This is a genomic window from Mycobacterium innocens (assembly GCF_900566055.1).
GTDB classification, from domain to species: Bacteria; Actinomycetota; Actinomycetes; order Mycobacteriales; family Mycobacteriaceae; genus Mycobacterium; species Mycobacterium innocens.
Genome location: NZ_UPHQ01000275.1, coordinates 1 through 11,235, shown reverse-complemented (window position 1 = coordinate 11,235; position 11,235 = coordinate 1). Strand labels below are relative to the sequence as shown.

Genomic DNA, 11,235 nt, shown 5'->3' with positions numbered 1-11,235 from the left:
TAGCACTCCGGGAAGAGACGACGGGAGGGCCGTCGCCTACCAACTGACCTGATCACCGTGCCGCCCCGGCAGCACGAACAACAAATCGGGTTACCGCAACCCCACACACTGCTCACCGCCAGCGCCGGAACCCCACCCCCACGTGCTCACCCTGGATGCCCGCGAACAGTCTGACTACGGATCAGAAGGTTGGGAGTTCGAATCTCTTCGGGCGCGCTCGCAAAGGCCGTCTGAACTGAACAGATGCCACACCGGGCAAGGCTTGCGGCCACCACCGCGTCTGGTACCGCCATGCCTCAGCGTGGATCCATCACCTGTCCCGCAAAGACCAGGGCGCCGGTCTTGGTGCCGGGTTGCAGCGCAGTCATATGTGGCCTCCTTCAGCGGCCGCTGGGACGATCATCGCCGCTGTCCCCGACAATAGACCCGGCCATGAGGCCGATAGGGGTCTTTGAATACGGCCGGCGGTCAGGCTCGTCCCGCTCGGGAACCTGGTCTCGGATGCGACCCCTGGTCCTACGACCGGCTCCGTTAGCTTTCCCAAGCCAGCGCGGCACCTTGCGTTCCGGGAACCTCCGGTGTGCGCAGATCGGCAAGCCCAACGCTGAGCGTCGGCAGTCAACTAGTGCCGCGACTCGATGATGTTCAGCGCCCGCTCGAATAGGTGCACGGTGGCCGCATGCAGTTGGTCACCGACTTCCTTTTCGGCCTTGCCCGCGCAGGCGCGGGCCAGTGTGCCCTCGATCACGATGCCGAGCTTGAAGCAGGCCAGCACGGTGTACCAGGTGATGTGCGACAGGTCGCGGGTGGTGTTGTCGGCATACCGGTGCAGCAGGTCGTCGGTACTGGCGAGTCCGCTTTGGCCGCCCAGGGCGTGACTGAAGACGCTCGACCCGTCGGGCTGCCGCCAGGTCGCCAGCAGCCAGCCCAGGTCCAGCAGCGGGTCGCCGATAGTGCACATTTCCCAGTCGACGATGGCGATTACGTCCGGCCCGGTCCAGGAGAACATGACGTTGGCCGCGTGGTAGTCGCCGTGCATGATGCCGGGTCTCCACGTCGTCGGCCGATGGCGCTGCAGCCACGTTGAAACCTGCTCGATTCCCGGGATCTGCGGGCCGGGATAGCCGTCGTACTGCTGATAGGACTCCAGCTCGGAAAGCCAGCGCGGCACTTGGCGTTCCAGGAAGCCTTCCGGTTTGCCGAAGCCGGCGAGCCCGACGGCGACATGGTCCACGGCGCCCAGCCTGGCCAGCGCATCGGCCATCGACAGGCCCATCCCGTACCGCACCTGTGCGTCGCCCGCGTGTAGCGGCGGGAGTCCTTCACCGGCGTTGAAACCCTCGACGGGCTCCATCAGGTAGAAGACCGCGTCACCGAGCACACCGGGGTCGTCGCAGGTGGCGATCAGCCGCGGATGCGGGACGTCGGAGCCGGCCAGCGCGGCCAGAACCTGGGTTTCCCGCAGGATCACCGTGTTGCTGCGCGGACGCAGGTGTCGCGGCCCGCGCCGCAGCACATACTGCCGGCCGGACCTGGTGAATCGCAGCATGACGTTTTGCGTTCCGCCGGTTACCGCGGAGACGTCCTGCAATGGACCCTCGCCGAGTCCCCGCTCGGACATCCATGCGGCCACCGCTTCCAGGTCCACCCGTAAAAACCTACTCTGGTGCAATGACGTCGCCGGTACTCCAACGTTGGATCGAGATCGTAGATTCCGGGCGCATCGATGGTCTCGACAGGTTGCTCGCCGAGGACGCGGTCTTCTTCTCGCCCGCGGTCTTCAGGCCGCAGGAAGGGCGGGCGCAGGTCGTCGCGTATCTGACTGCAGCGTTGAAGTTGTTCGGCGACTCCGGTTTTCACTACGTCGAACAGTGGCACCGTGAACGCTCGGCCATACTCGAGTTCGAAGCCGAGGTGGCAGGCATCTACGTCAACGGAATCGACATGATCCACTGGAACGACCACGGCCAGATCGTCGCGGTCAAGGTGATGATTCGCCCGGTGAAGGCGCTTCAGGCCATCATCCCGAAAATGGCCGAACTGCTGGGCCACTCCTAAGACTTGGCGCGCAGGCTGTATCGAACCGTCTGAGCCCGGATCATGCCGTCGGCGAACACGAACGTGTCGACGCCGTCGTCGACCCGGTGCTGCGCCGCATCGGCGGCCCACTCCAAGAACAGCACGTCGCCTTCGAAGATCTGAGTTTTCAAGTTCCAAGCCGCGTCGGGCAGTTCGTCGAGCAACCTGACGAACACCTGCCGGATGGCGTCCTTGCCGCGCGCGACGCCGGCTGAGGTGAGCACCACGGAGTCGTCGGCGTAGTCGGCGACGATCTCGTCGAGGTCGCCGGTGGCCAGCGCCCGACCGTGGTGGGCGAATACTTCCTGGGGCGTGCGAGTCATAGCGAGCGATCGTAGCTCGCGCCCGCTGGAAGAATGGTTCGCGAAACCGACTTTTCGACGCGACCTTTTTATCCGACGAGGTGTGGCGATGCCGCGAACTGACAACGATTCCTGGGACATCACCGAAAGTGTGGGAGCCACCGCCTTGGGCGTGGCGGCCGCTCGCGCCGCCGAGACCGAGAGCGAAAACCCGCTCATCAAGGATCCATTCGCGCGGGTGTTCGTCGAAGCGGCGGGCGAGGGCATCTGGTCGGTTTTCGCCGATCCCCGGTTGCTGGCCCAGGCGGCCGATACCGAGCCCGGGGTGCGGTCGCGGGTTCGCGCGATGGTCGACTTCATGGCCACCCGGACGGCGTTCTTCGACGAGTTCTTTCTCGGCGCGGCCGACGCGGGTGTGCGGCAAGTGGTGATTCTGGCGGCGGGACTGAACGCCCGCGCGTGGCGGCTGCCGTGGCCCGACGGCACCGTCGTTTATGAGCTGGACCAGCCCAAGGTGCTGGACTTCAAGACGGCGACGCTGCGCCGGCACGGCGCACGCCCGACGGTACACCTGGTGAACGTTCCGATCGATCTGCGGCAAGACTGGCCAACGGCCTTGCAAGAGGCCGGATTTGATGCGTCCAAGCCTTCGGCCTGGTCGGCGGAGGGCCTGCTGCGTTACCTTCCGGCGAAGGCCCAAGACCTCTTGTTCGAGCGCATCGATGCCCTGAGCCCGCCCGGCAGTCGGCTTGCCTGCAACGCGCCCGGCGAGGGCTTCCTCGACCCGGACCTGGTGCGACGCCAGCGTGAGGACATGCAGCGCATGCGAGCCGCCGCCGCCCGGCTGGTCAAGGTCGAGGTTACCGACCTCGACGAGCTGTGGTACGCCGAGGAACGCACCGCCGCGGCCGACTGGCTATCGCGACACGGCTGGCAGGTGTCGTCGCAGACCATGTCCGAGGTGTTGGCCCGTTATGGACGCAGCGTGCCCAGCGATCTCGAAGATTCCATGCCGCCAACGCTTTTCGTGTCCGCGCAGCGACCGGCGGCCTGATCGCAATTGGCCGGCACCGCACGGCTCGTGGTGTTACCTCGGGGTCACCGCCCGCTGGCAAATGTGAGTTCACCGAATGCCCGAATTTGCGTTTACGTCAGAGTTACGCTGCCGTCAATAGTTCACCGAAGAACGGCTGGAGGTAACAATGGCGCACCTGGTGGCGATTCCGGAGATGCTGGCTTCGGCGGCGACGGATCTGGAAGGGATCGGTTCAGTGTTGGGCGCGGCCAGCGCGTCGGCTGCCCTCCCGACCACCGGGGTGCTGGCGGCCGGAGCCGATGAGATCTCGGCGGCCGTAGCGTCGGTGTTTGCCGGCCACGGGCAGGCCTACCAGGCAATCAGCGCTCAGATGAGCGCGTTTCACGCCCAGTTTGTGCAGGCACTCAATGGCGCGGGAGGCGCTTACGCGGCCGCCGAGGCGGCCAACGCCTCGCCGTTGCAGGCGCTGCAAGACACCGTGTTGGGTGCGATCAATGGTCCGCCGGCCGGAAATCCCGGCAATGGCGGCCTCGACGGCGTCAACGGCATCAGCGGCCTGCTGTGTTCGGCAGCCTAGGCCTCTAGGGTAGCGCCGGCGTTCAGAGCCGGACCGAAGCCGCATTCGGCAACCGAGGCCGGATATGCGGGAGTTTGATCCTAGTCCCGCGCAACAGCTTTCAGCTCGGCAGTCACGGCGGCAGCCTACTCCGCGAGCATGCCTTCCACGTCGTCCTTGATTGCCGCGATCGCGTCGACGGGGGTGAGGTTCTGGCCTTGACTGTTCTGGCCGAGTTGCGGCCAGCCTGTGCCGTCGGGCCCGCGCAGTTGATCCCAGATCTCGCGAACCTTGGTCAACAGCTCGGTCTGCTCCTCGTCGGTGAGCGCCATCAGCGGTCCTCCGTTCGCTGTGATGCCGCAGGCGGCGGCGAATTGCCGTGGTGTCAGTCCGTCGGCTGAGTTCATGTCGCACCGGCCGAACGGCGGTGCCCCCTGCGGCAGATTCGGGCTGTAACCCGAGCCGTCGGTGTACTGGTGGGCGACCTGGCCGGGAAGGTGGGGATTGGAGCCATACCCGGCCGCGATCACCCGCAGGCCCCAGTGGACGCACCCGCCACATATTCCAAAAGTCATAAGCATTGGCATAGCCGATGATTCGCCTGGGCTAACCGGCGTAATCGGCCAGGTTCCAATACAACTGATTGATCCACGCCGACCCGTCGCCCGGCGGGTTTCCGCCCGATTCGACGTCGAGCATCAATGCCACCCGCCGGTGCAAGCCGCCTTCGGCGTCGATCATGGCGCGCACGGTATTGGCGTTGGCCAGCCAATTCGGACGGACGTAGGTGTAGACGATCCCGAATTCCAAACGCCGGCTGTCCAACGCGCCCCGCATCCAGGCATAGTTGCGCGCGAAGTTTTGATCTCGATAGGTGCCGTCGGAAACCCGAATGGAAAGCACCCGATAGGGATATGAGTCGTCAACCGGCACTTGATATTCGGATACGTCGGCGAACAATGTATCAGGCACGGCCCCCCAATCACCGTTTACCACAAGGCTTGTCGCCCATGGTACAGATCCGGTTCACGGGTATCGGGCTGGCCGGGCGGGTATGAGCGGGTATTGTCCCGGTCATGGCTGACCGACCCGCCACGGTTGACGACGTGCACCGGATCGCCGCGTCGATGCCACACGTGAACCGGGTGGCCGGGCCGCAGGGCAACCCCATCTACCAGGTGGGCGGCAAGTCGTTCGTTTACTTTCGCACCCCGCGGCCGGACGCGGCCGACCCGGACACCGGTGAGCGCTACACCGACGTCATCATCCTGTGGGTGGAGTCCGAGGCCGACAAGCTGGCCCTGACCCAGGATCCGGCGTCACCGTTTTTCACCACCCCGCACTTCGACGGACATTTGTCGGTGCTCGTGCGGGCCAGCCGATTGGCGGAAATCGGCACCACCGAACTGGCCGAACTGATCCAGGACGCTTGGCTGTCACGCGCCTCGAAGAGGCGCGCGGCACAGTGGCTCGGCGCCCAAATCCGGTAGTTTGCCGGCCCGCGGAAATTCTGACCGCTAATTCGCTTGGGGTTCGCCCGGGCACCATGTTTGAACATGGGTGCAACGGGTATCTCAGGTTCTGCGGGATTTTTCTCGAAACACAATGGAGGTCACCATGCGTGGGCGCGGAGTTGTCGGGGCGGTTGTGCTCGTGTGGTTACTCATCGGGGTCTTCGCGACGTGGCAGCGAGGCTACTTCAAAGGTGAGCAAACAAGTTGCGCTTCAGCGGGAACCGTTGCGGTGACGGTGATCGCGGGCCCCCTGAATTACCTGGGTGTCAACCCGAAAGTAACAAATTGCCATTTGCCGCAGCCCAGCTCAATGCAGCCGGGCGATCACATCCCCTCGATGTAAAGGAAGTCGCCATGATCGTCGTCGGTGCCATCTTGCTCATTCTCGGATTCGTGTTCGGCATCCATTTGCTGACGGTGTTCGGGATCATCTTGCTGGTGATCGGAGCCGTGCTCTGGGCTCTGGGCTCCATGGGCCGCCCGGTCGCCGGCCGGCGGTACTGGTACTAGCACCCGGTGCCCAAGGTCGCGTGACCCACAGTGGCCACGCGATCACGCGACCTTTCACAGCTTGCGCATAGCAACGGCATAGCGTCGGCCTAGTGCGGTGCGGATACTGGAAACCGTGACGAGCCCGCGATCTCCGGCCCAGCGAGTCGTCATGTCCCGCGCCGACGGACAACCGATCAGTGTCCTGGTCGTTGACGACGAACCCGTTCTCGCCGAAATGGTTTCAATGGCGTTGCGCTATGAGGGCTGGAATATCACCACGGCGCAAGACGGCGCATCGGCGATCGCAGCGGCCCGCGCCGCGCGGCCCGACGTCGTCGTACTCGACGTGATGCTGCCCGACATGAGCGGCCTGGAGGTTCTGCACAAGTTGCGCCGAGAGAATCCTCGCCTGCCGGTGCTGCTGTTGACGGCCAAGGACGCGGTGGAAGACCGCATCGCCGGGCTGACCGCCGGCGGCGACGACTACGTCACCAAACCGTTCAGCATTGAGGAGGTCGTGCTGCGGCTGCGCGCGCTGCTGCGGCGCACCGGCGTCACCACCGTCGACAGCGGTGCCCAACTCGTGGTCGGAGATCTGGTGCTCGACGAGGACAGTCACGAGGTCGCCCGCGCCGGCGAACCGATCTCCTTGACCTCCACCGAGTTCGAGCTGCTGCGCTTCATGATGCGCAACTCCAAGCGGGTGCTGAGCAAGGCCCAGATCCTGGACCGGGTATGGAGCTACGATTTCGGCGGCCGGTCCAACATCGTCGAGTTGTACATCTCCTACCTGCGCAAAAAGATCGACAACGGTCGCGCACCCATGATCCACACGCTGCGCGGCGCCGGCTATGTCCTCAAGCCGGCCCGTTAACGCTCCGCGGGCCTGGTCATTGCGCCTGCGACTGCTGGTCGGACAGGTCGTCGTTCTGGTGCTGGTCTGTATCGGAATCACCGCGGCCACCGAACTGGCCCTGCGCCACCATCTGGTGAAGCAGCTCGATGGCCAGCTCAGCGGGGCCTCCTACCGGTCGGCGTTGCTGTACCCCGAGCCGCCGCACCGGCACGAACCGCGCTACGTGAGGACCGGCCCCGGCCCCCGGTTTCTCGACGCGCCCGGCCAGCCGGCCGGCTTGGTCGCGGCAGTGGTCAGCAACGGCAAGACGATCGACGCCGGCTACCTGACCGGCAGTGGTGCCCGGGCCGCGCTGAGCGACAACGCCCAGGCGCAGCTGGCCGCGATCGCGGGCAGCCGCACACCGGTGACCTTGAACCTCGACGGCCTGGGCCGCTACCGGGTGGTCGCGGCCCCGAGCCGAAACCGCACCGACGTCATCGTCACCGGCCTGTCGATGTCGGGCATCGACAACACGATGTTGCGGATGCTGGTCATGTTCGGCATCGTCACCGCGGTCGCGCTGCTCGCCGCGACCACCGCCGGGGCGATGATCATCCGGCGGGCGCTGGCGCCGCTGCGGCGCGTCGCCCAAACCGCGACCGAAGTCGTCGATTTGCCGTTGGATCGGGGCGAAGTCGCATTGCCGGTCCGGGTGTCCGACACCGACGCGAACCCCTACACCGAGGTGGGTCAACTCGGATCGGCCCTGAACCGGATGCTCGACCACATCGCGACCGCGCTGTCGACGCGGCAGGCCAGCGAAACCCGGGTGCGCCAGTTCGTCGCCGACGCCAGTCACGAGCTGCGCACACCGCTGGCCGCGATTCGCGGCTATACCGAACTCGCGCAACGCATGAGCGACGACCGTGAAGCGGTGGCTCATGCCATGAACCGGGTGGCTTCGGAGACCGAGCGGATAACCCGTCTCGTCGAGGACCTGTTGCTACTGGCCCGCCTGGACTCCGGACGGCCGCTGGAACGCGAACCGGTGGACCTGTCGCACTTGGCGGTTGACGCGGTCAGCGACGCACACATCGCGGGCCCGGATCACAAGTGGGAACTCGACCTGCCGCCGGAGCCCGTGGTGGTCACCGGTGACGGCGCGCGATTGCATCAAGTGGTAGCCAATCTACTTGCCAACGCCCGCATCCACACCGGCCCCGCCACGGTGGTGACGACCCGGTTGAGTGTGCAGCCGGGGCACGCCCTGCTGCAGGTGATCGACAACGGCCCGGGCATTCCGGCAGGACTGCAGCCGGAGGTATTCGAGCGGTTCGCTCGCGGGGACACCTCGCGCTCCCGCAAGGGCGGCAGCACCGGGTTGGGTCTGGCGATCGCGTCTGCAGTTGTCAAGGCCCACAACGGGACCATCACCGTCAACAGCTCGCCCGGATATACCGAGTTCGGGGTGCGGTTGCCACTCGACGGGTGGCAACCGCCCGCATCGTCACACGGTTGAATGCCGTGCTCTCCCGGGCTGCTAGGGGCAGGTGACGTCGATTTCGAACGGCTTGTTCACCGGCTGCATCGGGTTGGCCATGTCGACGCCGGTCGCGGTGCCGGTGATCTTGTAGGTGCTGCCCCTCTTGCTCGCCTCGGCTTTGCCCTGGCCGGTGCCGGAGGTGTATCCGAGTGTCACGCCGTTGACGTTGCCCAGGCCGACCGACTTCACCTCGGGCGGGTTGGCGTCGGTGAGCACGGCGGCGATGCCGGTGGCTGCCCCACCGATCGCGATGTTGACATTGCCGGCCGCCGTCGTGCAGACGACCGAGCCGGTCACGTGCTGGTCCTGACCGTCGATCGTGACCTTCGTTCCCGACGCCCCGCCACCACCGGAGCTTGTCGATGTGGTGCCGCTGCTGGAGCTTCCGCCGCTACTGGTCGATTTGTTGCTCGAACATCCGGGAAGGCCCGCGACCAGAATCGCCGCTCCGGCTACCGCCACCGTCAGTCCACGCTTCACCTGTGCTCCTTTGCCGTCGTAGCGATCCGCTGGCTTTGGGGACCGCCCCGGCAGTATGCAAGTTAACCGGACGAGGGTCTAGGGTCCTAAGCAACTATTTCTATCCTCTATATTTCCTGCTAGTCACTTGAGAGGATCTACCGGGGACCGTCGCGTTAATGGCAATGTATTGCCGGTGAACGTCAAACCCCCTTCTGCGGCCATCGAGTCCGCCCATCGCGAATATGTTCCTCCGAGCGATGACCCGACCGACTTCGACAATGCCGATCGCGGATTCATCGCGGCATTGTCCCCATGCGTCATCAAGTCGGCCGACGGCCGCGTGGTTTGGGACAACGACGCGTATTCATTCCTGCGCGGACCCGCGCCGACATCGGTGCATCCCAGCCTGTGGCGGCAATCGAGACTGGCCGCCAAACAAGGCTTGTTCGAAGTGGTGCCCGGTATCTACCAGGTCCGTGGCTTCGACATCTCCAATATCAGCTTCGTCGAGGGCGATACCGGCATCATCGTCATCGATCCGCTGGTCTCCACCGAGGTCGCCGCGGCGGCGCTGGATTTGTATCGTGCCCACCGCGGCGGTGACCGCTCCGTCGTCGCGGTGATCTACACCCACAGCCACGTCGATCATTTCGGGGGCGTGCTGGGCGTCACGTCACAGGCCGACGTCGACGCCGGCAAAGTCTCGGTGTTGGCCCCGGAAGGTTTCACCGCGCACGCCGTCCAGGAGAACATCTACGCCGGCGGCGCCATGATGCGTCGCGCCGGCTACATGTATGGCTCCTACTTGCCGCGCGGCCCCCAGGGGCAGGTGGGCTGCGGCCTGGGGCAGACACTTTCGACCGGTGAGGTGTCGCTCATCGTGCCGACCGTCGACATCAGGCAGACCGGCGAGACACACACCATCGACGGGGTGGAGATCGAGTTCCAGATGGCCCCGGGCAGCGAAGCCCCCGCCGAAATGCACTTCTATTTCCCGCGCTTCCGCGCGCTGTGCATGGCCGAGAACGCCACCCACAACCTGCACAACCTGCTGACGTTGCGCGGGGCGCTGGTGCGCGATCCGCGTGCCTGGTCGGGGTATCTCACCGAGGCGATCGAGACGTTTGCTCATCGCGCCGACGTCGTGTTCGCCTCACACCACTGGCCAACTTGGGGGCAGGACAACATCGTTGAGTACTTGTCGCAGCAACGCGACATGTATTCATATCTGCACGACCAGACGCTGCGGTTGCTGAACCAGGGGTACACCGGTGTCGAGATCGCCGAAATGTTCCAGATGCCGCCGGCGCTGGAGCGGGCATGGCATACCCACGGCTACTACGGGTCGGTCAGCCACAATGTGAAGGCGATCTACCAGCGCTACATGGGCTGGTTCGACGGCAACCCGGGCAGGTTGTGGCCCTACCCGCCGGAAGCCATCGCTCCCCGTTACGTCGAGGCTATGGGAGGCATCGACCGAGTCGTCGAGCTGGCTGGTAAAGCCGTTGCCGATGGCGACTTCCGCTGGGCGGCAACGCTTCTCGATCACGCGGTGTTCACCGACAGCAACCATGCCGCGGCCCGGCAACTCTACGCCGACACCCTGGAGCAGCTCGCCTACGGCGCGGAGAATGCGACGTGGCGTAACTTCTTCCTGTCCGGGGCGACGGAGCTGCGGGACGGCAACCTCGGCACGTCGGGGCAGGCGCTGTCGCCGACGTTCTTCGACCAGCTGACCCTGGACCAGATCTTCGATGTCGTGGCCATCAGCATCAACGGCCCGCGTGCCTGGGACCTGGACCTCGCGATCGACTTCAGCTTCACCGAGCCGGCGGAAAACTATCGGTTGACCCTGCGCAACGGTGTGCTGATCCATCGCAAGGTCGCCGCCGACCCGGCGACGGCGAACGCGACCGTGACGGTAGGCGACAAGGTTCGGCTGGTCACCGCGGCGCTGGGCGATATCAGTTCACCGGGTTTCGAGGTATCCGGAGACGAGACGGTGCTGCAGACCTTCCTGGGTGTCCTCGATCGGCCCAACCCGGCTTTCAACATCGTCACGCCCTAGCGCTCGCCCGGCCGGCCCTAATCGCTGGGTGCGCTGGTGCCACCTCACCTCACAGCGACGACGCAACACCGCGCGTCCGTGGGAGCCGAGATTGTCGCTGTAACCGTTGAGGGGGCTAAGCCCTACCGCTAGCTCCGGCGCGGAGAGATGAAGGTCGTGGGCTGGTGCGGTTGGGTGGGCACGTCAATCAGGGTGTCCGGCGCCGAGTGTGCACTGATGGGTGTGTCCCGAACGTGGAAGGGAGTTCGATGTAGGTAGAGCTTTCCGAAGCGGTGCTGTGCAGGAGATGAGGGATTGTCGGCCCTTCGGAGTCGCCCTGCGGGGGGTGGCTTCAAACCGCCACAT

Annotated in this window: 11 protein-coding genes, 1 tRNA gene and 2 pseudogenes; 10 read left to right on the top strand and 4 right to left on the bottom strand. The window is 65.3% G+C overall.

The window, feature by feature from the left end:
• Window positions 1-121 precede the first annotated feature (121 nt).
• Window positions 122-216 (top strand) — tRNA-Ser (locus EET03_RS30505).
• 406 nt (window positions 217-622) lie between these two features.
• Here EET03_RS30505 and EET03_RS26520 read toward each other — a convergent pair.
• A complete protein-coding gene (locus EET03_RS26520) occupies window positions 623-1,621 on the bottom strand; it encodes a phosphotransferase family protein (protein ID WP_063473096.1) in 999 nt (332 codons plus the stop codon).
• A gap of 50 nt (window positions 1,622-1,671) precedes the next feature.
• Here EET03_RS26520 and EET03_RS26515 point away from each other — a divergent pair, with 50 nt between their 5' ends.
• Window positions 1,672-2,058, top strand: coding sequence for a nuclear transport factor 2 family protein (locus EET03_RS26515; protein ID WP_075541544.1), 387 nt, complete (start codon window positions 1,672-1,674; stop codon window positions 2,056-2,058).
• Here the strand turns inward: EET03_RS26515 and EET03_RS26510 are convergent.
• Window positions 2,055-2,402, bottom strand: coding sequence for a nuclear transport factor 2 family protein (locus EET03_RS26510; protein ID WP_075541543.1), 348 nt, complete (start codon window positions 2,400-2,402; stop codon window positions 2,055-2,057). The genes EET03_RS26515 and EET03_RS26510 overlap by 4 nt on opposite strands.
• A gap of 88 nt (window positions 2,403-2,490) precedes the next feature.
• Here EET03_RS26510 and EET03_RS26505 point away from each other — a divergent pair, with 88 nt between their 5' ends.
• Both EET03_RS26505 and EET03_RS26500 read left to right on the top strand, forming a co-directional pair.
• Window positions 2,491-3,435, top strand: coding sequence for a class I SAM-dependent methyltransferase (locus EET03_RS26505; protein WP_075541545.1), 945 nt, complete (start codon window positions 2,491-2,493; stop codon window positions 3,433-3,435).
• 148 nt (window positions 3,436-3,583) lie between these two features.
• A pseudogene (locus EET03_RS26500) lies at window positions 3,584-3,979 on the top strand (PE family protein); the annotation flags it as partial.
• 140 nt (window positions 3,980-4,119) lie between these two features.
• Here the strand turns inward: EET03_RS26500 and EET03_RS26495 are convergent.
• Window positions 4,120-4,945: pseudogene (locus EET03_RS26495) on the bottom strand (hypothetical protein).
• A gap of 104 nt (window positions 4,946-5,049) precedes the next feature.
• Here EET03_RS26495 and EET03_RS26490 point away from each other — a divergent pair.
• The 5 genes from EET03_RS26490 (at window position 5,050) to EET03_RS26475 (ending at window position 8,336) form a co-directional block, all read left to right on the top strand.
• Window positions 5,050-5,463 carry an MmcQ/YjbR family DNA-binding protein gene (locus tag EET03_RS26490; RefSeq protein ID WP_075541541.1) on the top strand — a complete coding sequence of 138 codons (414 nt, stop codon included), beginning with the start codon at window positions 5,050-5,052 and terminating at the stop codon, window positions 5,461-5,463.
• A gap of 115 nt (window positions 5,464-5,578) precedes the next feature.
• Window positions 5,579-5,830, top strand: a complete 252-nt coding sequence (locus tag EET03_RS26485) for a hypothetical protein (protein ID WP_082274485.1) — start codon at window positions 5,579-5,581, stop codon at window positions 5,828-5,830.
• An 11-nt stretch (window positions 5,831-5,841) separates the two neighbouring features.
• On the top strand, window positions 5,842-5,997 hold the full coding sequence (locus tag EET03_RS30500) for a DUF6131 family protein (protein WP_099193837.1): 156 nt from the start codon (window positions 5,842-5,844) through the stop codon (window positions 5,995-5,997).
• A gap of 151 nt (window positions 5,998-6,148) precedes the next feature.
• Window positions 6,149-6,853, top strand: coding sequence for a two-component system response regulator TcrX (gene tcrX, locus EET03_RS26480; protein ID WP_023368813.1), 705 nt, complete (start codon window positions 6,149-6,151; stop codon window positions 6,851-6,853).
• Window positions 6,831-8,336 (top strand): sensor histidine kinase, encoded by a 1,506-nt coding sequence (locus EET03_RS26475; RefSeq protein WP_075541540.1) that lies wholly within the window; start codon window positions 6,831-6,833, stop codon window positions 8,334-8,336. The genes tcrX and EET03_RS26475 overlap by 23 nt, the downstream gene beginning before the upstream one ends.
• A gap of 21 nt (window positions 8,337-8,357) precedes the next feature.
• Here EET03_RS26475 and EET03_RS26470 read toward each other — a convergent pair whose 3' ends face one another.
• Window positions 8,358-8,840 (bottom strand): lipoprotein LpqH, encoded by a 483-nt coding sequence (locus EET03_RS26470; RefSeq protein WP_075541539.1) that lies wholly within the window; start codon window positions 8,838-8,840, stop codon window positions 8,358-8,360.
• Window positions 8,841-9,009: 169 nt separating this feature from the next.
• On the opposite strand from EET03_RS26470, the gene EET03_RS26465 reads away from it, so the two are divergent.
• Window positions 9,010-10,890 (top strand): alkyl/aryl-sulfatase, encoded by a 1,881-nt coding sequence (locus tag EET03_RS26465; RefSeq protein WP_075541538.1) that lies wholly within the window; start codon window positions 9,010-9,012, stop codon window positions 10,888-10,890.
• The last annotated feature ends 345 nt before the right edge of the window (window positions 10,891-11,235 follow it).

What these genes read in the sequence shown, in the direction of transcription:
- EET03_RS26475 (WP_075541540.1), top strand. Translation starts at nt 6,831, where the DNA reads ATGTCCTCAAGCCGGCCCGTTAACGCTCCGCGGGCCTGGTCATTGCGC.
- EET03_RS26520 (WP_063473096.1), bottom strand. Translation starts at nt 1,621, where the DNA reads ATGTCCGAGCGGGGACTCGGCGAGGGTCCATTGCAGGACGTCTCCGCG.
- EET03_RS26510 (WP_075541543.1), bottom strand. Translation starts at nt 2,402, where the DNA reads ATGACTCGCACGCCCCAGGAAGTATTCGCCCACCACGGTCGGGCGCTG.
- EET03_RS26485 (WP_082274485.1), top strand. Translation starts at nt 5,579, where the DNA reads ATGGAGGTCACCATGCGTGGGCGCGGAGTTGTCGGGGCGGTTGTGCTC.
- EET03_RS26490 (WP_075541541.1), top strand. Translation starts at nt 5,050, where the DNA reads ATGGCTGACCGACCCGCCACGGTTGACGACGTGCACCGGATCGCCGCG.
- EET03_RS26505 (WP_075541545.1), top strand. Translation starts at nt 2,491, where the DNA reads ATGCCGCGAACTGACAACGATTCCTGGGACATCACCGAAAGTGTGGGA.
- tcrX (WP_023368813.1), top strand. Translation starts at nt 6,149, where the DNA reads ATGTCCCGCGCCGACGGACAACCGATCAGTGTCCTGGTCGTTGACGAC.
- EET03_RS26515 (WP_075541544.1), top strand. Translation starts at nt 1,672, where the DNA reads ATGACGTCGCCGGTACTCCAACGTTGGATCGAGATCGTAGATTCCGGG.
- EET03_RS30500 (WP_099193837.1), top strand. Translation starts at nt 5,842, where the DNA reads ATGATCGTCGTCGGTGCCATCTTGCTCATTCTCGGATTCGTGTTCGGC.